20 protein-coding genes and 1 tRNA gene are annotated in these 24218 nt (G+C 71.1%); 14 read left to right on the top strand and 7 right to left on the bottom strand.

Annotated features, from left to right (window positions below; genetic code table 11):
- Window positions 1–51: 51 nt before the first annotated feature.
- The gene (gene pyk, locus KVF89_RS03450; protein WP_257423380.1) at window positions 52–1512 is read left to right on the top strand and encodes a pyruvate kinase; all 1461 of its coding nucleotides are present in this window, start codon (window positions 52–54) and stop codon (window positions 1510–1512) included.
- Window positions 1513–1618: 106 nt separating this feature from the next.
- On the opposite strand, the gene KVF89_RS03445 is transcribed toward pyk, so the two are convergent.
- Together KVF89_RS03445 and KVF89_RS03440 are read right to left on the bottom strand one after the other, a co-directional pair.
- Entirely contained in the window at window positions 1619–2299 is a 681-nt protein-coding gene (locus tag KVF89_RS03445) for a transcriptional regulator (protein ID WP_257423378.1), read from the bottom strand.
- A 45-nt stretch (window positions 2300–2344) separates the two neighbouring features.
- Window positions 2345–2428: transfer RNA gene (locus KVF89_RS03440), tRNA-Leu, on the bottom strand.
- A gap of 68 nt (window positions 2429–2496) precedes the next feature.
- Between KVF89_RS03440 and KVF89_RS03435 the strand changes: the two genes are divergently transcribed.
- From KVF89_RS03435 to KVF89_RS03410, 6 genes are all read left to right on the top strand, one after another.
- Window positions 2497–3123 carry an ANTAR domain-containing response regulator gene (locus KVF89_RS03435; protein ID WP_257423376.1) on the top strand — a complete coding sequence of 209 codons (627 nt, stop codon included), beginning with the start codon at window positions 2497–2499 and terminating at the stop codon, window positions 3121–3123.
- 177 nt (window positions 3124–3300) lie between these two features.
- On the top strand, window positions 3301–4449 hold the full coding sequence (locus tag KVF89_RS03430; RefSeq protein ID WP_257423375.1) for a branched-chain amino acid ABC transporter substrate-binding protein: 1149 nt from the start codon (window positions 3301–3303) through the stop codon (window positions 4447–4449).
- 92 nt (window positions 4450–4541) lie between these two features.
- Complete coding sequence (locus KVF89_RS03425) at window positions 4542–5531, top strand: branched-chain amino acid ABC transporter permease (protein ID WP_257423374.1); 990 nt, start codon at window positions 4542–4544, stop codon at window positions 5529–5531.
- Window positions 5528–6652: a branched-chain amino acid ABC transporter permease gene (locus KVF89_RS03420; protein ID WP_257423372.1), complete on the top strand. Its 1125-nt coding sequence runs from the start codon at window positions 5528–5530 to the stop codon at window positions 6650–6652. The genes KVF89_RS03425 and KVF89_RS03420 overlap by 4 nt, the downstream gene beginning before the upstream one ends.
- On the top strand, window positions 6645–7424 hold the full coding sequence (locus KVF89_RS03415) for an ABC transporter ATP-binding protein (protein ID WP_257423370.1): 780 nt from the start codon (window positions 6645–6647) through the stop codon (window positions 7422–7424). The genes KVF89_RS03420 and KVF89_RS03415 overlap by 8 nt, the downstream gene beginning before the upstream one ends.
- Window positions 7414–8133 (top strand): ABC transporter ATP-binding protein, encoded by a 720-nt coding sequence (locus KVF89_RS03410; protein WP_257423369.1) that lies wholly within the window; start codon window positions 7414–7416, stop codon window positions 8131–8133. Before KVF89_RS03415 ends, KVF89_RS03410 begins: the two co-directional genes overlap by 11 nt.
- 73 nt (window positions 8134–8206) lie before the next feature.
- Here the strand turns inward: KVF89_RS03410 and KVF89_RS03405 are convergent, their stop codons facing one another.
- From KVF89_RS03405 to KVF89_RS03395, 3 genes are read right to left on the bottom strand one after another with little or no spacing between them, the layout of a single operon-like run.
- Window positions 8207–8941, bottom strand: a complete 735-nt coding sequence (locus KVF89_RS03405) for an amino acid ABC transporter ATP-binding protein (protein ID WP_257423368.1) — start codon at window positions 8939–8941, stop codon at window positions 8207–8209.
- A complete protein-coding gene (locus KVF89_RS03400; protein ID WP_257423366.1) occupies window positions 8938–9744 on the bottom strand; it encodes an amino acid ABC transporter permease in 807 nt (268 codons plus the stop codon). Before KVF89_RS03400 ends, KVF89_RS03405 begins: the two co-directional genes overlap by 4 nt.
- 59 nt (window positions 9745–9803) lie before the next feature.
- The gene (locus KVF89_RS03395; protein WP_257423365.1) at window positions 9804–10595 is read right to left on the bottom strand and encodes an ABC transporter substrate-binding protein; all 792 of its coding nucleotides are present in this window, start codon (window positions 10593–10595) and stop codon (window positions 9804–9806) included.
- A 224-nt stretch (window positions 10596–10819) separates the two neighbouring features.
- Between KVF89_RS03395 and KVF89_RS03390 the strand changes: the two genes are divergently transcribed.
- Window positions 10820–11410: a GNAT family N-acetyltransferase gene (locus KVF89_RS03390; RefSeq protein WP_257423363.1), complete on the top strand. Its 591-nt coding sequence runs from the start codon at window positions 10820–10822 to the stop codon at window positions 11408–11410.
- A gap of 18 nt (window positions 11411–11428) precedes the next feature.
- On the opposite strand, the gene KVF89_RS03385 is transcribed toward KVF89_RS03390, so the two are convergent.
- Entirely contained in the window at window positions 11429–11851 is a 423-nt protein-coding gene (locus KVF89_RS03385; RefSeq protein WP_257423361.1) for a hotdog fold thioesterase, read from the bottom strand.
- Between the two features lie 53 nt (window positions 11852–11904).
- Here KVF89_RS03385 and polA point away from each other — a divergent pair, with 53 nt between their 5' ends.
- On the top strand, window positions 11905–14589 hold the full coding sequence (gene polA / locus KVF89_RS03380) for a DNA polymerase I (protein ID WP_257423832.1): 2685 nt from the start codon (window positions 11905–11907) through the stop codon (window positions 14587–14589).
- 139 nt (window positions 14590–14728) lie between these two features.
- Here the strand turns inward: polA and KVF89_RS03375 are convergent, their stop codons facing one another.
- A complete protein-coding gene (locus KVF89_RS03375; protein WP_257423360.1) occupies window positions 14729–15988 on the bottom strand; it encodes an oligosaccharide flippase family protein in 1260 nt (419 codons plus the stop codon).
- A gap of 121 nt (window positions 15989–16109) precedes the next feature.
- Between KVF89_RS03375 and KVF89_RS03370 the strand changes: the two genes are divergently transcribed.
- The 5 genes from KVF89_RS03370 to KVF89_RS03350 all read left to right on the top strand — a co-directional run bounded on the left by KVF89_RS03370 (window position 16110) and on the right by KVF89_RS03350 (window position 24186).
- Complete coding sequence (locus KVF89_RS03370) at window positions 16110–20222, top strand: alpha-(1->3)-arabinofuranosyltransferase domain-containing protein (protein WP_257423358.1); 4113 nt, start codon at window positions 16110–16112, stop codon at window positions 20220–20222.
- Complete coding sequence (locus KVF89_RS03365; protein ID WP_257423356.1) at window positions 20219–21877, top strand: MmpA family trehalose lipid delivery protein; 1659 nt, start codon at window positions 20219–20221, stop codon at window positions 21875–21877. Before KVF89_RS03370 ends, KVF89_RS03365 begins: the two co-directional genes overlap by 4 nt.
- 68 nt (window positions 21878–21945) lie before the next feature.
- Window positions 21946–22077, top strand: a complete 132-nt coding sequence (locus KVF89_RS03360) for a hypothetical protein (protein WP_257423355.1) — start codon at window positions 21946–21948, stop codon at window positions 22075–22077.
- A 106-nt stretch (window positions 22078–22183) separates the two neighbouring features.
- Window positions 22184–22948, top strand: a complete 765-nt coding sequence (locus KVF89_RS03355; protein WP_257423353.1) for a glycosyltransferase — start codon at window positions 22184–22186, stop codon at window positions 22946–22948.
- Window positions 22948–24186 (top strand): glycosyltransferase family 4 protein, encoded by a 1239-nt coding sequence (locus KVF89_RS03350; protein WP_257423351.1) that lies wholly within the window; start codon window positions 22948–22950, stop codon window positions 24184–24186. Before KVF89_RS03355 ends, KVF89_RS03350 begins: the two co-directional genes overlap by 1 nt.
- The last annotated feature ends 32 nt before the right edge of the window (window positions 24187–24218 follow it).

Genomic DNA, 24218 nt, shown 5'->3' with positions numbered 1-24218 from the left:
ACGCGACGGGTCGGCGTTGTGACGTTCCAATTGCCCGATAGGCTGGGGGTCGTGCGAAGAGCCAAGATCGTGTGCACCCTGGGTCCGGCCACCAGCTCGGAGCGGAGGATCCGCGAGCTGGTGTACGCCGGCATGGACGTCGCCCGGCTCAACATGAGTCACGGCAGCCACGAGCAGCACGCCGAGGCCTACCGCCTCGTCCGTGAGGCGTCGGACGCCTCCGGCCACGGCGTCGGCATCCTCGCCGACCTGCAGGGCCCCAAGATCCGCCTCGAGACCTTCCCCGACGGCCCGGTCGCCCTGGCCCGCGGCCAGCAGTGGACGATCACGACGCGCGACGTCGCGGGCGACGCGCAGGTCTGCGGCACGACCTACAAGGGGCTGCCGGGCGATGTCGCCCCGGGGGACCCGATCCTCATCGACGACGGCAAGATCCGGCTGCGCGTGACCGAGGTGACCGACACCGACGTCGTCACCGAGGTGCTGGTCGGCGGCAAGGTCAGCAACCACAAGGGCATCAACCTGCCCGGTGTCGCCGTGTCCGTCCCGGCGCTCTCCGGCAAGGACACCGAGGACCTGAGGTTCGCGCTGCGGCTCGGCGTCGACTTCATCGCGCTCAGCTTCGTGCGCAGCGCCGCCGACGCGGAGGACGTGCGGACGATCATGCGCGAGGAGGGGATCCTCGTCCCCGTGATCGCCAAGATCGAGAAGCCCCAGGCCATCGAGAACCTCGACGAGGTCATCGATGCCTTCGACGCGTTCATGGTCGCTCGCGGCGACCTCGGCGTGGAGTGCCCCCTGGAGGAGGTCCCCTTCCTGCAGAAGAAGGTGATCGTCGCGGCGCGCAGCAACGCCAAGCCCGTCATCGTCGCGACCCAGATGCTCGAGTCGATGGTCACCAATCCCGCCCCGACGCGCGCCGAGGCGAGCGATGTCGCCAACGCCGTGCTCGACGGCGCCGACGCGGTGATGCTCTCCGGCGAGACCAGTGTCGGGGAGCACCCCGTGCACACGGTCGAGACGATGGCCCGGATCATCGCCGCGACCGAGGCGCACGCCCTCGTCGACGAGAGCTTCAGCCGCTTCGGGCGCATCGAGTGGGACCCCCACACCACCTCCGGCGTGATCACCAAGGCGGCCGAGGAGGTTGCCCAGCGGGTCGGCGCGAAGTACGTCGTCGCGTTCACCCAGTCCGGTGACTCCGCCCGCCGCCTGTCGCGGCTGCGCAGCCCCATCCCGGTCCTCGCCTTCACCCCGGAGGCCCGCGCCCGCTCGCAGCTCGCCGTGAGCTGGGGCGTCGAGGCCTTCAAGACCTCCACCGTCGAGCACACCGACGAGATGGTCCGCCAGGTCGACGAGGAGCTGCTCAAGATCGGCCGGGTCAAGGAGGGCGACCGCGTCGTCATCGTGGCCGGCAGCCCGCCCGGCATCCCCGGCTCCACCAACGCCCTGCGGGTGCACCGGATCGGCGATGCGATCAACGAGGTCGCGCCGGCCTACCGACGGCGCTGAGGAACGCTCCGCACGCACGCTGGCTGCGTTGTCGTCGGTCGACGGCCCGCTTCGCTCAAAGGCCGCCTCCCTCCTCCGCCTTGCCATCGCACGCACGGAGCGTCCCTCAGCGCCGCCGGACATGTCGTACCGGGCGGATGTCGGTGGAGGCGTTGCAGAACTGCCAGCGCGGATAGCGGTAGACCTTCGGCTCGCCGGCGACGATGCGCCGCGTCCAGTTGTTGACCCGGCACCCGTCCGAGTGGAAGAGACCCCGCAGGAACGGGCCGGGATGCGACTCGACGACGGTCCGCTGCCAGTCCTCGAGGACGATGGGCCGTTCGTGCTTGCGACCCGGGCCGTGCTGGGGAAAGAGACACGGCCAGTGCCGCCAGGAGACCGTCGTGATGACGCAGCCGGGTGCCATCCTCGTGTGCGGCCGGCCACCGGGCTTCACCCGCCTCATCAGCTCGATGAGGCGGTCGTTGTTGGCAACGTACTTCACGTCGTTGTAGACATGCAGGTTCCACACGGCGCCGCGACCTCGGGAGATGTGGCCGTCGCCGAGGTACCAGCCGAGGAGTTCGGCGTAGGCCTCCTGGTCGAGAACCGCGTCGGTGCAGCGAGGGCACGGCACTGACGTGTGTTCCTGCCCGCGAACCAGGCCCCGACGCTGGTAGAGGCGTCGCCAGCGCCGGATCGTCTTGACCGCGACGCCGTGCTTGGCTGCGTTGTCGGCGTCTGCCATCCCGGCATCCGAGTCGCGGAGCGCACTCTCGACGATCTCGGTGGGCCGGACGTGAACCATGCGGCATGCTCACCTGAGCCCACGACACAATGACGTCGGGCGAGGTGCCGAGTGTGGGACTCGAACCCACATGCCCTTTCGGACAACGCCTTTTGAGGGCGCCGCGTATACCGATTCCGCCAACCCGGCTGGGTCAGGAGAAACGGTAGCCGAGACGCACCCGACGTCCCACACCGCCCGGCCGATAACCTGGCTCCGTGACCGAGACCGTCCCGACCGAGCCGCCCGCACCGTCGCAGCCCCGCACCGTGGTCATCGCCGAGGACGAGACCCTGATCCGGATGGACCTCGCCGAGATGCTGGCCGAGGAGGGGTACGACGTCGTCGGACAGGCGGGGGACGGGCAGAAGGCGATCGAGCTCGCCGAGGAGCTGCGGCCCGACCTGGTCATTCTCGACGTCAAGATGCCGGTGCTCGACGGGATCGCGGCCGCGGAGGCCATCGCCGGCCAGCGGATCGCGCCGGTGGTGATGCTCACGGCGTTCTCCCAGCGGGACCTGGTCGAGCGGGCGCGGGAGGCGGGAGCGATGTCATACCTCGTCAAGCCCTTCTCGCAGTCCGACCTGGTGCCGGCGATCGAGATGGCCGTGAGCCGGTTCGCCGAGATCCGGCAGCTCGAGAGCGAGGTCAGCGACCTCACCGAGCGTCTCGAGACCCGCAAGGCGGTCGACCGGGCCAAGGGCGTCCTCCAGGAGCAGCTGTCGCTGTCCGAGGGCGAGGCGTTCCGCTGGATCCAGAAGACCGCCATGGACCTGCGCATGTCCATGCGCGAGGTCGCCGACGGCATCGTCACCCATGGCGTCCCGGGAAGCCCCGCATCCTGAGTTCGGCGTAAATCGTCCGACGTTCGAGTCGTCTAGGTAACAGATTCGTCATGATTTGTGACCTGGACCACTGAGTTGCTTCCCCGGGCCGCAGTGCCGGTGTAGGTTCCCGCGGCAGGACACCTCCGGTGGGCGGCGACCGCCGCCGGCCGGCTCGAACAAGGAAGCGGGACTGTCTTGAGGCGTAACAACGTATTCGCGGCCGGTGCTGCGGCGCTGGCACTCGGTCTGAGCCTGACGGCATGCGGCACGACGGACGACAAGGACAGCGGAAGCAGCGGTGGCGGTGGGGACGCCGCCTGCGACCTGAAGATCGCCTTCTTCGGGCCCGAGACCGGTGACGCGGCCGGCCTCGGCAAGCCGATCATCCAGGGCGCCCAGCTGGCCGTGGACCAGCACAACGACGATGCCGACTGCCAGGTCGAGCTGGTCAAGTACGACTCGCAGGGCAGCCCCGACGAGGCACCGGCGCTCGCGACCGAGGCCGCGGGCGACGAGAACGTCATCGGCATCGTCGGGCCGGCGTTCTCCGGCGAGTCCGCCGCGGCCGGCGACACCTTCGCCGAGGCGGGTCTCCCGACCATCACACCGTCCGCCACCAACCCGACCCTCGCCGACAACGACTGGGACACCTTCCACCGCGCGCTCGGCAACGACGCGACCCAGGGCCCGGCTGCCGCGCGCTACATCAAGGACACGCTGCAGGCCGCCTCCGTCTTCGTCATCGACGACGCCTCGGAGTACGGCGCCGGCCTGGCCGGCATCGTCGAAGGTGACCTGGGCGACGCGGTCACCGGCACCGACACCATCCAGCAGAAGCAGACCGACTTCTCGGCGACCGTCACCAAGGTGACCGACGCGAAGCCGGATGCTGTCTTCTTCGGTGGCTACTACGCGGAGGCGACCATCCTCATCGGCCAGCTCCGTGACGGCGGCTTCGACGGCAAGTTCATCGTCGCCGACGGTGTCAAGGACCCGGCGTTCCTCGACGCTGGCGACGCTGCCGAAGGCACCATCATCACCTGCCCCTGCATCCCCGACACCGACCCCGCCGTGGCGACCTTCGCCGCGGACTACGAGGAGGAGTTCGGCGAGGCGCCGGGCACCTACGCCGCTGAGTCGTACGACGCCGCGAGCATCTTCCTCGCCGGCATCGAGGACGGGATCGACAACCGCGAGGACATGCTCACCTTCGTCAACGACTACGACGAGGCGGGCATCACCAAGCAGCTGAAGTTCGACGACAAGGGCGAGCCGGCCGACGTGCATGTCTACGCCTACACCGTGAAGGACGGGGCGATCGTTCCCGAGGGCGAGATCAAGTGACCAACGGCTGATCCGTCCGACCTGACTGGCGACGCGGCCGGGGACTCGGGCCCCGGCCGCGTCCCCTGTCCAAGACTGGGGGGCCAAGAGCCTTGAACTTCGAGTTCTTCTTCAACAACCTTCCCGAGCTCACCATCACCGGGCTCGCGTTCGGTGCCATCTACGCGCTGATCGCCCTCGGCTACACGATGGTCTACGGCGTGCTGCAGCTCATCAACTTCGCGCACTCCGAGGTGTTCATGTACGGCACCTTCGCGATGCTGTGGACGGTCATGGCGCTCGGCGGGCGGGAGGCGGACGGGATCAAGCTGATCGCCATCATGATCGCCGCGCTCTTCGCAGCGATGCTCGTCTCGGCGCTCATTGCGTTGGTGCTTGAGCGGGTGGCCTACCGGCCGCTCATCAAGCGTGACGCGCCGCGCCTGATCGCGCTCATCTCGGCCATCGGTGCGTCCTTCGTGCTCGCCGAGCTGATGGGCCTGCGCGACCGGATCGCCGGCTGGCTCAGGCTCGACGACGACCTCAGCGAGTACGTCTCCGGTGCCCGCATCAACAACAGCATGGCCGGCGTCATCGAGAAGCCGCGGTGGGATGTCGCGGGTGTCTCGATCTCGAGCATCGATGTCCTCGTCATCGTCGCGGCGGTGGGCATGATGGTGCTCCTCGACCAGTTCGTCCGCCGCTCTCGCCTCGGCAAGGGCATCCGGGCAACGGCCCAGGACCCCGAGACCGCGGCATTGATGGGGGTGAACCCGACCCGGACGATCCAGCTCACCTTCCTCATCGGCGGCCTGATGGCCGGTATCGCCGCCTTCCTCTACATGCTGAAGATCGAGACGACCCGGTACGACGTCGGCTTCCTGCTCGGCGTCAAGGCCTTCACCGCGGCGGTGTTGGGTGGCATCGGGAACCTGCGCGGCGCTCTCCTGGGCGGTCTGGTCCTCGGCGTGGCGGAGAACTGGGGATCCGCCATCTTCGGCACCGAGTGGCGCGACGTGATCGCGTTCGTGCTGCTGGTGCTCATCCTGCTCGTCCGACCCACCGGCCTGCTCGGAGAGTCGCTCGGAAAGGCACGCGCATGAAGAACAGGTTCACCGCCATGCCGAAGCCGGTCAAGATCTTGATCTGGGTGCTGCTCGCGCTCTTCGCGTACGCACTTCCGTTGCTCGAGCCGCCGATCATCTCGACGCCCGGCGTCGACTTCGGTGGCGTCCTGTTCACCGTCAGCATCTACTGCCTGGTGGCGCTCGGCCTCAACATCGTCGTCGGGTACGCCGGACTGCTCGACCTCGGGTACGTCGGGTTCTACGCCATCGGCGCCTACACCGTGGCGATCCTCACCTCGTTCCACGCGAGCTGGCCGCTGCTGCTGGCGATCCCGGTCGGAGTCGTGGCAGCGATGGTCTCGGGCATCATCCTGGGCGCTCCCACCTTGCGCGTGCGCGGCGACTATCTCGCGATCGTGACGCTCGGCTTCGGCGAGATCATCCGGCTGGTCGCGGTCAACACCGAATGGCTCGGGGACACCCGCGGCATCAAGAACATCGCCAAGCCACCGGGCATCGGCGGCGAGGAGGGCTGGTTCCAGATCCCGCACCTGTTCTGGGGTGACGGCACGGTGCTGCTCGACTCCGACGACAAGACGACGTTCCTGTTCTTCGGCGTCCTCGACCAGATCCCCTACTACTGGATGGGGCTCACGGCGGTCATCGTCGTGCTGATCGCCGACATCCTCATCAAGAACAGCCGGGTGGGCCGGGCCTGGGAGGCGACTCGCGAGGACGAGGACGCCGCGGAGCTGATGGGCGTCCCGACCTTCAAGTTCAAGCTGCTCGCCTTCGCGACCGGCGCGTTCATCGGAGGTCTCGCCGGCGGTCTCTACGCCAGTCGCCAGGGCTTCATCAACCCGCAGTCGTTCCTGCTGTTGTTCTCGATCCTCTATCTCGCAGCTGTCGTGGTCGGCGGGCAGGGCAACCGTTGGGGCGTCCTGGTCGGCGCGTTCCTGGTGGCCTACCTGCCTCAACGGTTCCGGGACTTCGACGACTTCCGGGTGCTGGCCTTCGGCGTGGCGCTCGTGCTGCTCGCCACGCTGCGCCCGGAGGGCCTGTTCCCCCCGCGCCGCACCGTGCGCGCCAAACATCTGGAACAGGAGCTGGAAGAGCTCGAAGAAGGCGCCGGCGGAGAGGAGAGTGCCCGTGTCTGAGGCGGTTCTCGAGGTCCAGAACCTCACCTTGAAGTTCGGCGGGCTCACCGCGCTGGACGACGTCACCTTCCGCATCGACGAGGGCGAGATCCTCGGCCTGATCGGGCCGAACGGCGCCGGCAAGACGACCTGCTTCAACGCGGTCACGGGCGTCTACCGGCCCACCAGCGGCGGCATCGTCTTCCAGGGGAGCTCGATCGTCGGACTGAAGAAGCACAAGATCACCCAGCAGGGGATTGCGCGCACCTTCCAGAACATCCGGCTCTTCCCGACCATGACGGCGCTGGAGAACGTGCTCGTCGGCGCCGATGCCCAGCACGCCACGGGGATGATCTCGGCCCTGTTCCGGCTGCCGAAGCACCGGCGCGAGGAGCAGGACGGTCACGACCGAGCGATGGATCTGCTCAGGTTCATGGGCATCGACCGCAAGGCCGACGAGCTCGCCGCCAACCTGTCGTACGGCGACCAGCGGCGCCTGGAGATCGCGCGGGCCATGGCGACCAACCCGAAGCTCATCTGCCTCGACGAGCCGGCAGCCGGGTTCAACCCGGCCGAGAAGGTCGAGCTGATGAACCTGATCCGCCGGGTCCGCGACCGCGGCTTCACCGTGCTGCTCATCGAGCACGACATGAAGCTCGTCATGGGCGTCACCGACCGGATCGTCGTCCTGGAGTTCGGCCGCAAGATCGCCGAGGGCAGTCCCAGCGAGATCCGTGACAATCCGGCGGTCATCGCCGCCTACCTGGGAGTGGACGAAGAAGATGCTTCTTGAGGTCGAGGGTCTCTGTGTCAACTACGGGCACATCGAGGCGATCCGTGACATCAGCTTCAGCGTTCCGGAGGGGACCGTCACGACCCTGATCGGCGCCAACGGCGCCGGGAAGACGACGACGCTGAAGACCATCTCGGGCCTGCGCAAGGTGCGGGCCGGTGCCGTCCGCTTCGAGGGCAAGGACATCACGTCCGTGGAGCCCTACGACCGGGTCAAGCTGGGGATCGGGCAGTCGCCGGAGGGGCGGCGCTGCTTCATCGGCATGACCGTGCGGGAGAACCTGGAGATGGGTGCGTTCACCCGCAACGACCGCAAGTCCGCGGCCTATCGCGAGGACATGGAGCGGGTGCTCACCCTGTTCCCCCGGCTGCGGGAGCGGATCGACCAGATCTCCGGCACCATGTCCGGTGGCGAGCAGCAGATGCTGGCCATCGGCCGGGCGCTGATGTCGCGGCCGCGGCTGCTGCTGCTCGACGAGCCGTCCATGGGCCTGGCGCCGAAGCTGATCCAGCAGATCTTCACCATCATCACGGAGATCAACCAGCAGGGCACCACGGTGCTGCTCGTGGAGCAGAACGCGGCCCAGGCGCTCAAGCGCTCGCACGAGGCCCACATCCTGGAGACCGGCGAGATCGTCCGCTCCGGCAAGGGTGCGGACCTCGCGGTCGACCCGGCGGTCAAGGCCGCCTACCTCGGCGGCGACGTCTGAGCTGACGGCTTCCGCTCGCGGTTGCCGCCGGTAGGCCCTGCCTTGGCATGGCGGCAAGACGACGACAGAAGTTCTACAGCACCTTCGAGAGGAACGACTGGGTCCGCTCGTGCCGGGGGTTCGACAGCACCTCGGCCGGGCGGCCCTCCTCGACGACGACACCGTCGTCCATGAAGACGAGCTTGTCGCCGACCTCGCGGGCGAACCCCATCTCGTGGGTCACGACCATCATCGTCATGCCCTCTTGGGCAAGCTCCTTCATCACGGCGAGCACGTCGCCGACGAGCTCGGGGTCGAGCGCGCTGGTGGGCTCGTCGAACAGCATCATGTCGGGGTTCATCGACAGGGCGCGCGCGATCGCGACCCGCTGCTGCTGGCCGCCGGACAGATGCGCCGGATAGGCCGACTCCTTCTCGGAGAGGCCGACCTTGGCGAGGTTGCGACGGGCGACCTCGACCGCCTCCTCCCTGCTGCGCCGACGCACGCTGCGCTGGGCGAGGGTGAGGTTCCGCAGGACCGAGAGGTGCGGGAACAGGTTGAACTGCTGGAACACCATGCCGATCCGCGAGCGCACCTCGTCGAGGTCGGTACGGCGGTCGCAGATGTCGACCCCCTCGATCAGGATCTCGCCGGCGGACGGCTCCTCGAGCCGGTTGACGCAGCGCAGCAGCGTCGACTTGCCCGACCCGGACGGACCGATCACGCAGACGACCTGGCCGGCACCGACGTGGAAGTCGATGCCCTTGAGGACCTCGTGGTGGCCGTAGTGCTTGTGCAGGCCCCGCACCTCGATGGCGGACGCGGTCATCGGACGGCCTTCCTCTGGCGGCGCTCCAGCCAGGCGACGAGTTGGGTGAGCGGCAGCGTGATGGCGAGGTAGAGCAGGGCAGCCTGGATCAGGCTGGTGGCCGTGCCCGCGGACGGGCCGGAGGTCAAGAAGTCCTTCGCCACCGAGGTCAGCTCGCGTTCGCTGGCCGCCGCGCCGAGCAGGAACAGCAGAGCCGTGTCCTTGATCAGCAGCACGAACTCGTTGGTCAGCGGCGGGATGACGATCCGGAACGCCTGGGGGAGCACGACCTTGACCGTGGTCGCACCTGGTCGCATGCCGAGTGACCGGGCCGCCTCGGTCTGGCCCTTCGGAACGGCCTGGATGCCGGCTCGCAGCGTCTCGGCCATGTAGGCGCCGGCCACCATGACCAGGCCGATCAGGCCGGCGCCGACGGTGCCGCCCGGGGGTGTCCAACCGAAGGCGATCGGCAGGCCGGTCGACATGAAGATCATGACGACCAGCGCCGGGAGCCCGCGGAAGAACTCGATGTACGCCGTGGCCAGCCAGCGATAGGGCGCGACCGGGGAGAGGCGCATCAGCGCGAGCACCAGCCCCAGGGCCAGGCCGCCCGCGAACGCGATCGCGGTGTACTTGACCGTGTTCACTATGCCGATGGTGATCAGGTCGCCCCAGTTGCCGTCAGCCCAGCTGATGCCCCCGGAGTTCCAGAAGTTCTCCTTGATGACGGGCCAGTCGGCCACCAGCGCCAGCGCGACGACGGCCGCCGCGAGGACGGCGTACAGCGCCCCCTGGACCAGGAGCGCGCGTTGCCTGCGAGTCACCCCCACGATCCCCCCTGTCTCGACTGCCCTGTCTCGACTGCTTCGGCCGCGTGGGCGGATCAGTTCTCGGTCGAGAAGTACCTGTTGTAGATCTCGTCGTAGCTGCCGTCGCCGCGCATCTCCTCCAGCGCGCCGTTGACGTCGTCGACGAGCTGGGTGTTGCCCTTCTTGATGGCGAAGCCGTACTGCTCGTCGGTCTCATAGGTCTCGACGACCTCGAAGGTGCCGTCGGTGGTGTGGTCGAGGTTGACGGGGAGGTCCTGCAGCAGCGCCTGGACCTGGCCGGCCTTGATCGCCTGGAACATCTCGGCGTCACTCGGGAACGAGACGATCTCGGCGCCGGTGGCGTTCTCCTCGGCGTAGGTCTTGCCGGTGGTGCCCTGCTGCACGCCCACCTTGACGCCCTTGAGGTCGGCGATCGCGGCGATGTCGCTGTCGGCCGGGACGAGAAGGGACTGCTGGGAGTCGTAGTAGCCGTCGGAGAAGTCGAGGTTCTTCTTGCGGTCGTCGGTGATGGTCATGGCCGATGCCGCGAGGTCGCACTGCTTGGCGTTGAGGGCCTGGCCGCTCTGCAGCGCGTCGAACGACGAGTCCTTGATGGCGATGTCGAGGTCGAGCCGCTCGGCGATGTCCGAGACGATGTCGACGTCGAAGCCCTTGAAGCCGCTGTCGCTGGACTTGTCGAAGTCCTCGAAAGGCGGATAGGGCACGTCGGAGCAGACGGTGAGTGTGTCCTTCTTGACCAGGTCGGCACCGCTCGCGGAGGTGCCGCTGTCGTCGGAGCCGCAGGCACTGAGCGCGAAGGTGGCGAGTGCCGTCAGGGTGATGGCGGTGAGGCGCGACTTCTGCATCCCGGCACTGTAGGCCCGATCACGCACCTTGACGAGAACCCCGTGGGGCGACGGGTCGGGTTGTTCCAGGATCGTGACCTGACCGTCACCAGCGGCTTCCCGGCCGGCTCGGGGGAGATCGGGGCAGCCCCCTGTCGGCGGGGAGCCGGCGGGCGTAGTGTGTGCGTCCGGACCGCCCGCCGCCGTGCGGTCTCCGTTCGGGGGTCGAGGAGAGGCAGGGCCGGATGAGTCGCTATTCGCTGACGACGCGCGTCGCCACCCGTGACGACGCCGTCGTCCTGGCCGAGCTGTGGAACGACGCTGTGCGTCGCGCCGATCCGGCCGAGCAGGTCGTCGACCTCGAGCTGATCATCAAGGGCGCCGCCGCTTCGCCGGAGCAGCGCCTCGTCGTGGTCGAGTACGACGGCCAGGTCGCCGGTGCCGTCTATCTGCGGATCACCACGCTCTCGCCGCTCAACCTCGAGCCCTGCGTCCAGTCGATGCACCCGCGCGTCTTCGACCACTGCCGACGGCACGGCGTCGGGCACGCGCTGGTGGAGGCGGCGACCGCGTTCGCGGAGGAGAACGGCATCCTGCACGTGGTCACGGCCGTTCCGCACTCGTCCCGCGAGTCCAACCGGTTCATGGCACGGCTTGGTCTGGCTCCGGTCGTGATGTACCGGATCGCCCCGACCGCCCTGCTGCGCAGCCGGGTGTCCCCGCAGCGCCAGCAGACGGGCGTCGACGGCAGCCGCAACCGGGTGCTCGCCGCGCGGCGCTCGCTGCGCCGGGCGCGGACCGAGCGGCTGGCGCTGCCCGAGCCCGAGCAGGCCTGAACCGCTACCTCTCGCCGACTACTTCTTCGCCGGGTCTCGTTCCAGGAGCGCGCAGGTGATCCGGGAGGTGCACACCCGGCGCCCGGCGTCGTCACTGACGACGATCTCGAAGCTGGCCATGGTCCGGCCGCGGTGCAACGGCGTCGCGACGCCGGTGACCACGCCGGAGGTGGCCGAGCGGTGGTGGGTCGCGTTGATGTCGGTGCCGACGGCGAACCGGTCCGGACCGGCGTGGATCGCCGCCGCGACCGAGCCGAGGGTCTCGGCGAGGACGACCGACGCGCCGCCGTGGAGCAGGCCGTAGGGCTGGGTGTTGCCCTCGACGGGCATCGTGGCGACCACGCGGTCGGCGGTGACCTCCACGAGCTCGATGCCCATCCGCTCGTTGAGCGCACCCATGTGAGCCCGCATGAAGTCCGTGATCTCGTCGATGGTGGTCATGGGCCGAAACGATAGTCGGGAGGCATCGGTAGAGTCGCCGGGTGCCCCAGCCCATGACGGAGACGACTCGCCCGCGACTCCTGCTCCTTGACGGTCACTCGCTCGCCTACCGCGCGTTCTTCGCGCTCCCCGTCGAGAACTTCTCGACCGCGACCGGGCAGAACACCAACGCCGTCTACGGATTCACCTCGATGCTGGTCAACGTGCTGCGCGACGAGCAGCCGACCCACGTGGCGGTCGCCTTCGACGTGTCGCGGCAGACCTTCCGCACCGAGGAGTACGCCGAGTACAAGGCCAAGCGCAACAAGACGCCGAGCGAGTTCAGCAGCCAGCTGCCGCTGATCGAGCGGATGCTCGACAGCTTCTCGATCCGCTACATCAAGTACCCCGGCTACGAGGCCGACGACATCATCGCGACGCTGGTCACGCAGGCCCTCGCCGACGAGACGAGCGGTCTCGAGGTGCTCATCCTCACCGGTGACCGTGACTCCATCCAGCTGGTCACCGAGCGCTCGACGGTGCTCTACCCGATGCGCGGCGTCTCCGACCTGTCCCGGATGACGCCCGCCTTCGTCGAGGACAAGTACGGCGTGCCGCCGCACCGCTATCCCGAGCTCGCCGCCATCGTCGGCGAGCAGTCCGACAACCTGCCGGGTGTCCCCGGCGTCGGGGCCGGCTTCGCCGCGAAGTGGATCAACACCTACGACGGCCTCGACAACGTGATCGCCCAGGCGGACAAGATCACCGGCAAGAAGGGCGAGGCGTTCCGCGAGCACCTCGGCGACGTCATCCGCAACCGCCGGCTCAACGCGCTGGTGCGCGACCTCGATCTCGGCGTCCGGGTCGACGACCTGGTGCTGGGGGAGTGGGACCGCTCGTCGGCCCTCGAGCTGCTCGACGAGCTGGAGTTCCGTGGCGAGCTGCGCACCCGGATCCTCGACGTCGTCGCGCCGGGAGAGGATGCCCCCGTCGAGCCGGGCATCGAGGTCGACGGCACGACCCTCGCCCACGACACCGTGGCCGCCTGGCTCGCCGAGGTCGGCGACGCCACCGTCGGGCTGTCGGTGCGCGGCAGCTGGGGCAGCGGCACCGGCCGGGTCACCGGCCTCGCGCTCGCGCTGGCCGACGGCCGGGCGGCGTACGTCGACGTCGAGGCGATGAGCGTCGACGACGACGCCGCGGTGGCGGCGTGGCTGTCCGATCCCAGCCGACCGAAGGTCCTCCACGACGCCAAGGGACCGCTGCTGGCCCTGACCGCGCAGGGCTGGAGCCTGGCCGGGGTGGTCGAGGACACCGCGCTCGCGGCCTACCTCGTCGCCCCGGACCAGCGCTCCTACGATCTCGCCGACCTCTCCCTGCGCTACCTCCACCGTGAGCTCACGGTCGCGGAGGACGACGACCAGGGCATGCTCTTCGACGAGGACGCGAACCTGTCCCAGGCCGCGATGGTCCAGGCCCGGGCCGCCCTCGACCTGTCGGCAGAGCTGGCCGACGAGGTGGAGAAGGCCGGCGGCCGCGGCCTGCTGACCGACGTCGAGATGCCGCTCGTCGGGATCCTCGCCGGGATGGAGCAGACCGGCATCGCCGTCGACATCGAGCACCTCGAGGGCCTGGAGAGCCACTTCGGCGACCTGGTGCGGGAGGAGGCCGAGGCGGCGTACGCCGTGATCGGCCGCGAGATCAACCTCGGCTCGCCCAAGCAGCTGCAGGTGATCTTGTTCGACGAGCTGGGGATGCCGAAGACCAAGCGCACCAAGACCGGCTACACGACGGACGCCGACGCCCTGCAGAAGCTGGCGACCACCAACCCGCACCCCTTCCTGCTCCACCTGCTGCGGCACCGCGAGGTGATCCGGCTGCGGCAGACCATCGAGGGCCTGCTCAAGACGGTGCAGCCCGACGGCCGGATCCACACGACCTTCCACCAGACCATCGCCGCCACCGGCCGCCTCTCCAGCACCGACCCCAACCTGCAGAACATCCCGGTGCGCACCGAGGAGGGGCGTCGGATCCGCGAGAGCTTCGTCGTCGGCGACGGCTACGACTCGCTGATGACCGCCGACTACAGCCAGATCGAGATGCGGATCATGGCCCATCTCTCGGAGGACGCGCTGCTCATCGAGGCGTTCCGCACGGGCCGCGACTTCCATGCCGAGACGGCCTCACGGGTCTTCGACGTCGCGCCCGAGGACGTCACCCCGGAGATGCGGGCCAAGATCAAGGCGATGAACTACGGCCTCGCCTACGGCCTGTCCGCCTTCGGGCTCTCCCAGCAGCTCGGCATCGACCCGGGCGAGGCGAGCGGCCTGATGACGGAGTACTTCGAGACCTTCGGCGGGATCCGCGACTATCTCACCGGGGTCGTCGACGAGGCCCGCCGGACCGGCTTCACCGAGACGATCATGGGCCGCCGCCGCTACCTGCCCGACCTGACCAGCGACAACCGGATGCGTCGCGAGGGCGCCGAGCGGATGGCGCTCAACGCCCCCATCCAGGGCTCAGCGGCCGACCTGATCAAGGTCGCCATGCTCCGCACCGACACCGCGCTGCGGGGGTCCGGGCTGCGCTCGCGGATGCTGCTCCAGGTGCACGACGAGCTCGTGTTCGAGGTGGCCGACGGCGAGAGCGAGGCGCTCGAGGTCCTGGTCCGCGAGCAGATGGCCGGCGCCGCCGACCTCACCGTCCCGCTCGACGTCTCGGTCGGCACGGGCCGCTCCTGGCACGAGGCCGCGCACTAGTTCGGTGGCGCGAGCGCGTCGCTCCTTCGTCGCGCCACGCTGCCGCGCGCGTGGTCGAGTCCGGTAGATGGTTGCGTTCGCGTGGCGGCAAGCCGGTCGGCTCGCGGAAAGACTCGGCTCGCCCTCCCGCGACGACCGACTACTGGCCAGCCGGCGCGAGCTCGTCGTCGCGGCGGTGCCGGAAGACCTGCAGGGCGAAGAGCACGAGCAGCACCGCGAGGTCGACGACGGCCACCGTGGTGACCAACCCGGTGACCGTGGTGGCCAGCGCCCCGCCGATCACAAGTGCGCCGACGCCGATGCCGACCAGGTACTTCGTCGCGGCGCCACGGCTGGCCAGGCCGGCGTAGACGAGCATCTGGAGCAGGGCGAGCAGCGCGCCGAGGACGGCGAACATCCACAGCCGGTCCTCGACGTCGGCGTACTCGTTGCCACCGATGAAGACGAGGGCGAGGCCGGAGAGCAGGTAGGTCGCGGCGACGCAGGCCGTGCCCAGGACGGTCAGGAACGCCAGGCCCTTGGCGAGGGCGGCCCGGCTCTCACTGCCGGCCGACATGGACGGGAAGAGCACGACGACCGCGAACTGCGGCAGGAAGAGTACGGCCTTGGTGACGATGAGACCGCCGGCGTACAGGCCCGCGTCGTGTCCGTCGAGGATGCTGCGAGCGACCACCACGTCGAGGTTGGACAGCGCGAAGAACGCCAGGAGCGCGATCGAGCTGCCGGCCGTCTCCCGCAGCACGTCCCGGCGGATCTCCGACTCGGTCACGCTGCTCGTGGGCCGCGGGTGGCGGCCCAGCGCCCACGCGCCCACCGCCACGGGGACCCACGACGCCACGAGGACCGCCAGCATCGCGCTGGTCTCGGTCCGCCACGCCAGCAGGAAGACGAGCCCGAGCACGACCCGGGGGACGCCGACCGCCACGTAGACCAGGCTGAGCGGGAGCCACCGCCGCTCGCCCTGCAGCACGCCGGCCTGGGCGCCGATCACGGTGAGCGGGACGATGCTCAGCCCGAGCAGGACGGCGGGCAGCAGCCCGTCGAGCCGCAGCAGCTTGGTCACCAGGGGAGCGGCCAGGACCGTGATCAGTCCCAGCGCGAGTGCCGCGCGCCAGGCCGTGCGGAGCACCGAGGCCTCGACGGCGGCCACGTGCTCGGGGGCGGCGGCGATACGGCGCGCGGACGTCGCCTGGAGGCCGAGCTGGAGGACGGAGAGGACCATGAGCAACGCCATGACGCCGGCCAGCGCGCCGTACTGCCCCGGGCCGAGCAGGCGCGCGGAGACGATCTGGAACCCGTAGGTGCCGACGTTCATCACGCCCATCGCGATGGCGATGCCGGCGCTGCTGCGCAGCAGCCGGGCGAGGCGTGCGCCCACGGGTGAGGAGGTCGTCGTCACCAGAGCAGGTTAGGGGGTGGCTCTGCCGATCCGGGAAGCGGCGGCGGCATCGGCATACAGTGACCCCCGCCGCGTCTCGAAGCGCGGCGACCCAGGGAGGGCCAGAGGAGGAGCGGCGGGGATGCGGGACGAGCGGCGCGGTCGCGTGGTGCTGCTGACGTTGTACGCCGCCCTCGCGATCTTCGTGTTCACGGAGAAGTGGGGACAGTCCACGAGCGACACCCGCTTCGAGCTCACGGAGGTCCCCGGCCCGCATCTCGCCGGGACGCTCCACCTGTGGAATCCCGAGGTCTCCTTGGGGGAGATGCAGAACCAGGCCTACGGCTACCTGTTCCCTCACGGATCGTTCTTCTGGCTGGCGGAGCTGGTGGGTGTCCCCGGCTGGATGGCACAGCGGCTCTGGTCGGTGCTGATCCTGCTGCTGGCCTGCGAGGGGGTCCGTCGGCTGGCGCGCGCCCTGGGTACGGCGCCCGTGGGTGCGGCGGTCGCGGGCCTGGCCTACGGGCTGACGCCCCGCCACGTCACGGAGATCGGCACCCGCAGCGCTGAGATCCTGCCCGGCGCGATGCTGCCGTGGGCGGCGCTTCCCGTGGTGCTGGCCGCCTTGGGCCGGATGCGCCCGCGGAACGCCGCGATCCTGTCGGCGGCGGCGTTCGCCTGCTCCGGTGGGGTGAACGGAACCGCCACCGCCGCGCCGGCAGCGCTGCTGGCGATCATCGTGCTGTGGGCCGTGCTGCGCCGCCGGCTGAGCTGGCGCTTCGGGCTGGGCTGGCTCGCCCTCGTCGGGGCGGTCAGTGCCTGGTGGATCCTGTCGCTGCTGCGGCTGGGTGCCTACAGTCCGCCCTTCTACGACTTCGTCGAGGATGCCCGGGCCACGACGTCGACAGCCGACTTCGCCTCCGTGCTCCGTGGCGCGAGCAACTGGGTCGGGTTCATCTCGGTCGGCGGCGACCGCTGGTGGCCGGCCGGCTACGACCTGGCCTACGAGCCGTGGTTGGTGCTCGGGTCGGGCATCGTCGCCGTGGCGGGCTTCGTCGGCCTGCTGCGCCTGCGCAGCCCGTGGCGGACGCCGCTGCTGATCGCCGCCGGGTTCGGGCTGACCTGCCAGGTGATCGCCCACACCGGCGACCTCGACGGACCGCTCAGCCAGGCGCTGCGGGACCTGCTCGACGGTCCGCTGGCCCCGTTGCGCAATGTCGCCAAGGTGGATCCGGTGCTCCGGGTGCCCGTCGCGGTCGGGCTCGGTGTGCTCGTCGACGATCTGGTCCGGCTGCTCTTGCGCCGACGGGCAGCGAGCGGATCGCGCCGCCGCTGGCGCCCCGAGCCGCGGCGGGTCGCGGCGGGTGGGCTCGCCATGGCGATCGCCGGCGGCCTGCTCGCGATGGCCCAGCCCATCGCGACGGCGGACACCCGCACACCCGGCTGGAAGGAGCTCCCGTCGTACTGGTGGGAGGCCGCGGCCTTCCTGGAGGAGCGGGCCGACGCGGCCGAGGACGGCGGCGGCGCTACGTGGGTGATCCCCGGGTCGGGGTTCGGCATCCAGCAGTGGGGCTGGACCATGGAGGAGCCGATGGAGGCGGTGGCGCGCAGCCCCTGGATCACCCGCTCCCAGGTGCCGCTCACGCCGCCCGCCACGATCCGGCTGTTCTCCGCGATGGAGACCTTTCTCGAGACCGGCTCCGGGTCGCCGTACCTGCGCCACCTGCTGAACCGGATCGGGATCGACACCGTCCTGGTGCGCCACGACCTGGAGCCGGAGGTCTCGCAGGCGACCTCGGCGAGCCTGGTCGGCGTCGCGCTGGGCCGCTCGCCCGGCCTGCGCTCCCTCGCCGCCTTCGGCGAGCTGGAGTTCGGGCCCGCGATCGAGGTCTTCGAGGTCGAGCCGGCGATCGGGGCCCAGGTCGGCACCGCCGGGTACGACGTGCGCGACGCCGATGACGCGGTCACCGTCGCGGGGTCGGTCGAGGCGGCCGTGGCCGCGGTCGGCTCCGGCCTCGTCGGCCCGGCGCAGGCCATGGTCCTGGCCGGCGAGCCCGGCTGGGACGACCGCGACGCCCAGGTGGTGGGCGACGGCTACCGGCTGCGCGAGCGGTCGTTCGGGCGGATCCAGGACGCCGAGAGCAATGTGATGGCGCCGAGCGACCCGTTCCACGGCGACCGGGTGGTGCCGAACTACCCGGGTGCGGCCGGAGCCGGCCCCGTCGTCGCCCGGTACGACGGCATCGCGGGCGTCGACGCGTCGAGCTCCCGCGCGTGGACCAGCTCGCTGGGAGCGGTGCATCCGGAGAACGCACCGTGGTCGGCGCTCGACGGCGACCCGTCGACGTACTGGCGCCCGAGCCCGTTCGTCGACGCCGTCGGGCAGTGGCTGGAGGTCGACCTCGGCCGGGAGCGTCAGGTCGGCGCGGTGAGCCTGACCCAGCCGGCCGCCGAGGACGTGGGCCGGGCGGCCCGCTGGCGGGTCACGGCGGGCGGTCGCAGCCGGACGTTGGTGACCGACCCGTTCACCGGGGAGGGCTCGGTGTGGCTCGACGTCCGAGCCGACCGGGTCCGGATCGAGGCCATCGAGGCTCCCGACCGGCTGGCTACGATCGGTCTCGCCGAGGTCGAGGTCGACGGCATCGAGCCGACCCGGACCCTCGTCGTGCCGGATGCCGCGACCGACGGCCCCCCGGACCTGCTGTTCGCCGCGGCACCCGAGACCCGATCCTGCGTGCTGACGCTGCTGGGCCCGGACTGCGGCCGGCACCGCATGCGGGCGGCCGAGGAGGCCGCCGGCATCGACCGGACCTTCACCCTGGACGAGGGGGGCCGGTTCCGGGTCCGCGGCCTCGTCGTGGGCCGCAGTCGCCCGGGCACGCTCGAGCTGCTGACGCCCCTGGGCGGCGTGACGATGACCGGCACGTCGTGGCTCGGGGGCGATCCCGCCGTCTCGCCGCGGATGGCCTACGACGGCAACGGCGCGACGTCCTGGGTGGCCGATCCCCGCGACGCCGAGCCCACGCTCACCGTCGACCTCGGCCGGGAGCGGACCCTGCGCCGGCTCAGGGTCACGCCGCCGGCCGGCGTTGCGGTGCGCCCCGACCACGCGGTGATCCGGGCCGAGACCGCGGACGGCGAGGTGGTCCGCCGGGTCGACCTGACCGGGTACGGCGGCTTCGAGCCGGTGCGCGCCCGCCGGCTCACGATCACCTTCGCCCGCTCGGCCGGTCGCGTGGGCGGCGCGCCGCTGGGCGTCGGCGAGGTCAGACTGGGCGGGGGCCGGGTCGCGTCGACGCTCGACGGGGGCGGCCCGACCGGCGCGGTGTGCGGATTCGGGCCGCAGCTGGTCGTCGACGGTCGCGTCGTGGACACCCGCGTGGAGGGCCTGATCGGCGATGTCGTCGCCGCCGGCCAGCTGGCGCTCGTGCCCTGTGACGACGCGGGCCCGCTGGAGCTCGCCGCCGGCCCGCACCGGGTCGAGCTCCGCTCGACCGAGCAGTTCCAGCCGGTCGGCCTGACCCTGGACTCCGTCGGTGGCGGGGCCGCTCCCGAGCGCGGCCCGACCCGCTCGCGCACGGTCCGGTTGCTGTCGTCGGACGACACCCGGGTCCGGCTCGACGTCGGCGCGGGGGAGGACGCGGTCCTCTCGTCGCCGCACAACGTCAACCTCGGCTGGGTGGCGACCGTGGACGGCCGCGAGCTCGAGCGGATCACCGTCGACGGCTGGGCCCAGGGCTGGGTGCTGCCGGCCGACGTCGCGGGCGAGGTCGAGCTCGTCTACGCGCCCCAGCGGGGCTACCTGATCGTCCTGGTCGCGGGCCTGGGCGTCCTCGCCGCCGTGCTGCTCGCGGCGCTGGGGATCCTCGTCGCCGGCGCGATCCGCCGCATCCGTCGCGGCCGGGACGCGCCGACAGCACCACCGCCCGCGTGGGACAGTGAGCCCCGCGCCGGCGTACCGCCGTCGCGCCGGCGGATCGTCGTCGCCGCGGTCGTCGCCGGCGTGGTGGCCGGCCTGGTGGGCGGCCCGGTCGTGGCCACGGCCGGCGCGCTCGGTGTCCTGCTCGCGCGGTGGCCGCGGTGGGTCCAGGCGCTCGTCGGCGCCCTGCTGCTCGGGGCGCTCGTCGCCCTGGTGGTCGCGCTGGTCGACGCACCGCGGTTGCCGGCGCGGCCGGTCGACCTGGTGACCGGTGCGGCCCTCGCCCTCGGCTTCGCGGCCGTCCTGTCCCGGGGAACACCTCCGGAGCGATCGTGAGGCGACCGGGGACCGACCTCGCGGTGACCATCGCGATCACGGTGCTCGTGCTGGGCCCACTGCTCGTGGGCGGCGGCTACTGGCTGGTCGGCGACATGGTCTTCGTCCCGCACCAGCCGTGGAAGAGTGCCTGGCTCGGCCTGGACGGCTCGTTGCCGCGCGCGGTGCCGATGGACGCGCTCGTCTCGCTGGCGACCGAGGTGGTGCCCGGCGGTGTCGTCCAGCGACTGCTGCTCGTCGGCGGCTTCCTCGCGGGCGGCCTGGGCATCGGTCGGGTGGTGGGCGACCAGCGCTGGTACGCCCGCGCCGCCGCGATCACCCTCTTCTGCTGGAACCCATGGGTCTACGAGCGGCTGCTGATCGGGCAGTGGGCGATCCTCCTCGGCTACCTGCTGCTGCCCTGGGTGGCGCGGGCCGCGCTCCGGCTCCGTGCCGATCCGCGGGACTGGGGACCCGCCGCGGTGGTGCTCGTCCTGTCCGCGGTGTGCAGCCCGTCGAGCGGCCTGATGGCCATCGGCGTCCTCGCCGTGCTGTCACTCGGTCGCGACCGGCGGACCTGGTGGCGGGCCGCCGTCCTCGCCGTGGGTGCGAACCTGACGTGGGCGCTGCCGGCGCTGACGGCGACCACCGCCCGGGTGACGACGGAGGGCGTCTTCGAGGGCTTCGCCGCCCGCGCCGAGTCGGCGGCCGGTACGGCGGCCAGTGTGCTGTCCCTGGGCGGCATCTGGAAGACCTCCATCCTGCCCGCGGAGCGCGCCAGCGCGGCGGTGGTGCTGCTGTCGTGCGTGCTGAGCCTGGTGGCGCTGTCGGGGATCGCCCGCAGCGGACCGGATCGCCGGCGCTGGGCGCTCCTGGCCGCCGCGGCGCTCGTCCTCGCGCTCCTCCCGGCCGTGCCGGGCGGCAGCACGCTGCTGGAGCGGCTGGCCGACCCGCTGCCGGGACTCGCCCTGCTGCGCGACTCGCACCGGTACCTCGCGCCGCTGGGCCTGGTCCTGGCGGTCGGCTCGGCGCATGCGGTGGGGGCGCTGCGTGAGCGGATCCGGCCGGACACCCCGGCGCTGTGGAGCGCGGTCGTGCTCGCCGTGGTCGCGCCGCTGCTGCTCCTGCCGAGCCTGGCCTGGGGTGCCCTCGGGGAGCTGCAGCGCTCGTCGTACCCCTCGGCGTGGGGGGAGGTCGCCGGCCTGGTCGGGCCCGACGACACCACGGTCGTGCTGCCGTGGGTGGGGTCCTACCGCGGCTACGCCTGGAACCACCGGCGGGCCGTGCTCGACCCCGCGCCCCGGCTGCTGCCCGGCGAGGTGCTGATCGACGACCGCGTGCTGCTGGGCGGCGACCGGGTCGTCCCAGCCGAGGACCCGCGGGTCGTGGCGGTGACCGGTGCGCTCGCCGCCGCCGATCCCGCGGCCGCCCTGCGGGCCATCGGCGTGCGCTGGGTGCTCGTCGAGCGCGGCATGGGTGATCCGGAGGTACCCGGCGGCCGCGTCGCGTACGACGCCGGCGGGCTGCGTCTGGTCGACCTGGCCGCCGACGACGATGTGACGGATGTCACAAAACGGTCCGCCCGATCGCGCCAGATCGTCCTGTCGATCGGACATGCCTGCGCGTTTCTTTTGCTTTTGGCTGGTGCCGCATGGATACTCACGAGTAGGAAGTAACGGGCATCACATTCATGACAGTCATGGGGACTGATGCTCTGTGCCGGTCTTTGGGAGGGGATCTGCGCATGAACACGATCATTGCCACTGTGGTGGGGGCTCTCGCCTCGACCGTCGTTCTCGTCGCCGGTGTCAACGCCGCGCAGGGTGAGCACAAGCCCGTCAGCAACGCGAAGCTCTACAGCTACGCCGACCAGTAGGTCGCCCTTCGCCCGCGCCCGGTGACGTCCACGTCACCCAGGTGCGCGGGTTCGTCGCACGTCCCCGGGAGGGGGACGGGTTGAGCAGACGGCTTGGGAGGGTCCGATGCTGCAGATCGTCATTCCGGCGTACAACGAGGAACGCCGGCTGCCGCGCACGTTGCGCGAGCTGCGTCGTCATGTGACGGCGCACCGCGGCATGCTCGGCCGCGTGGAGGTGCTCGTCGTCGACAACGCGAGCACTGACCGCACCGCCGAGGTCGCGCGGGCCGCCGACTCCGGCGCCCTGCCCGTGCGGGTGGTGCGCTGCGCGCGCCGTGGGAAGGGCGCCGCCGTCCGGGCGGGCCTGCTGGCCACCGACGCGGAGCTGGTGTGCTTCATGGACGCCGACGGCGCGACCGGGCTCGACGCGATCGACCTGGCATGGCGCCAGGTGCTGCTGGGCGCCGACGTCGTGATCGGGTCGCGCGCCGTCGCCGGAAGCGAGACCGAGGCGCGGCACTGCCGCACCCGCTCGCTGGGCGCGGCGGCGTACCGGCGCCTGGCCGGCCGGCTGGTGCCCGGGATCGCCGACACGCAGTGCGGCTTCAAGGTGATCCGCGGAGATGTCGCCCGGCGCGCCGCGCGCGGCCTGCGGACCGCCGGCTTCTCCTTCGACGTCGAGCTCCTGGTGCGGCTCCGCGCGGCCGGGGCCGAGCTGCAGGAGATCCCGGTCTCCTGGACCGACGTGCCGGGCTCCACCTTCGTGCCCTCGAGGCACGGGGCGGCGGCCTTCGCCGAGCTGGCCCGGATCGCCTGGCGCTGCCGGTCGCTCGACCGGCCCGCGCCGGTGGCCGTCCCCACCCCCGTCGCCCTGGCGGGGAGCCACTGATGGCACCCGGCGAGCGCGACCTGACCGGCAGGCGAGTGGTCGTCGTCAACTGGCGCGACCTGGACCACTCGCTCGCGGGCGGGGCGGAGATCTACGCCTGGCAGTTCGCGCGCGCCCTGCACGAGGCGGGCGCCCAGGTGCACTTCGTGACCGCCCGTGACGAGGGCCAGGTCGCACGCGAGGTGCGCGACGGCATCGCCGTACGCCGCGGCGGGGGCCCGCTGACCTTCTACCCGTTCGTGCTGGCGTGGCTGCTGCGCCACCGCCGCCGGATCGACGCCGTGATCGACCCGGCCTGCGGGCTGCCGTCCTTCTCGCCGCTGGTCCTGCGCCGCGCGACGCCGGCTCTGCTGTTGGTGCACCACGTGCACCAGGCCCAGTTCGCGGCGCACTTCCCGGCGCCGGTGGCCGCCTTCGGTCGCTGGATGGAGCGGGTCGCGATGCGCCGCGTCTACCGGCGTCGAATGACTGCCGCCGTGTCCCAGTCGACCGTGGCCGAGATGCGCGAGCAGCTCGACTGGACCGGAGACATCCGGATCCTCGAGAACGGCGCGGACCTGCCCCCTGCCGACCGGACCGCCGACCTGCTGTCCCCGACGGCCAAGGACCCCGATCGGATCGTCGTCCTCGGCCGGCTGGTCACCCACAAGCGGGTCGACCTGGTCCTCGAGGCCGTCCGCCGCGCGCAGGGGAGGGCCGAGCTCGCCGGGCGCCGGTTGCGCGTCGACGTCGTCGGGCGTGGGCCCGAGCGGGACCGGCTGGTCGCGTTGGCCGCGGACCTCGGGCTCGCGGACCAGGTGACCTTCCACGGCTTCCTGCCGGCGGTGGAGAAGGACGCCCTGCTGGCCCGCGCGGCGGTGCACGTGTGTGCCTCCGACGCCGAAGGCTGGGGTCAGGCCGTGATCGACGCGGCCGCCCACGGCGTACCGACCGTCGCCCGCGACGTCCCGGGTCTGCGCGACTCGATCCGTCCGGGCGAGAGCGGCTGGCTGGTCCCGGACAGCCCGGACCCCGCCACCGTGGTCACCCGCCTCACCGAGGCGCTGACCGGTGCGCTGGCCGACGCCGCCGATCCTGGGACCCGGGTCCTGCGCGCCGAGGCGTGCCTGGCCTGGGCCCACAAGTTCGACTGGTCACAGATGCGCGCCCAGGCACGCGACCTGACCCTCCTGCTCCTCGGGCACGTGTCCACGCGGCCCGACCGTCACCACCCACGCGATGCTCGCGTGGCCGTCTGAGAGGTTCCTCGCCCATGCGCAGCAAACTCGCC

This window comes from Nocardioides carbamazepini, assembly GCF_024614185.1.
GTDB lineage: Bacteria > Actinomycetota > Actinomycetes > Propionibacteriales > Nocardioidaceae > Nocardioides > Nocardioides carbamazepini.
Note: the sequence above shows the minus strand (reverse complement) of the source record. Positions and strands in the feature narration are given on the sequence as shown.

Bases quoted from the DNA above. Each gene is read 5' to 3' on its own strand.
- KVF89_RS03405 (WP_257423368.1), bottom strand. From the start codon at position 8,941: ATGACCGCGTCCGCCATCGAGGTGCGGGGCCTGCACAAGCACTACGGC.
- KVF89_RS03445 (WP_257423378.1), bottom strand. From the start codon at position 2,299: ATGGTTCACGTCCGGCCCACCGAGATCGTCGAGAGTGCGCTCCGCGAC.
- KVF89_RS03420 (WP_257423372.1), top strand. From the start codon at position 5,528: ATGAAGAACAGGTTCACCGCCATGCCGAAGCCGGTCAAGATCTTGATC.
- KVF89_RS03410 (WP_257423369.1), top strand. From the start codon at position 7,414: ATGCTTCTTGAGGTCGAGGGTCTCTGTGTCAACTACGGGCACATCGAG.
- KVF89_RS03385 (WP_257423361.1), bottom strand. From the start codon at position 11,851: ATGACCACCATCGACGAGATCACGGACTTCATGCGGGCTCACATGGGT.
- KVF89_RS03355 (WP_257423353.1), top strand. From the start codon at position 22,184: ATGCTGCAGATCGTCATTCCGGCGTACAACGAGGAACGCCGGCTGCCG.
- KVF89_RS03395 (WP_257423365.1), bottom strand. From the start codon at position 10,595: ATGCAGAAGTCGCGCCTCACCGCCATCACCCTGACGGCACTCGCCACC.
- KVF89_RS03390 (WP_257423363.1), top strand. From the start codon at position 10,820: ATGAGTCGCTATTCGCTGACGACGCGCGTCGCCACCCGTGACGACGCC.
- polA (WP_257423832.1), top strand. From the start codon at position 11,905: ATGACGGAGACGACTCGCCCGCGACTCCTGCTCCTTGACGGTCACTCG.
- KVF89_RS03370 (WP_257423358.1), top strand. From the start codon at position 16,110: ATGCGGGACGAGCGGCGCGGTCGCGTGGTGCTGCTGACGTTGTACGCC.
- KVF89_RS03360 (WP_257423355.1), top strand. From the start codon at position 21,946: ATGAACACGATCATTGCCACTGTGGTGGGGGCTCTCGCCTCGACCGTC.
- KVF89_RS03350 (WP_257423351.1), top strand. From the start codon at position 22,948: ATGGCACCCGGCGAGCGCGACCTGACCGGCAGGCGAGTGGTCGTCGTC.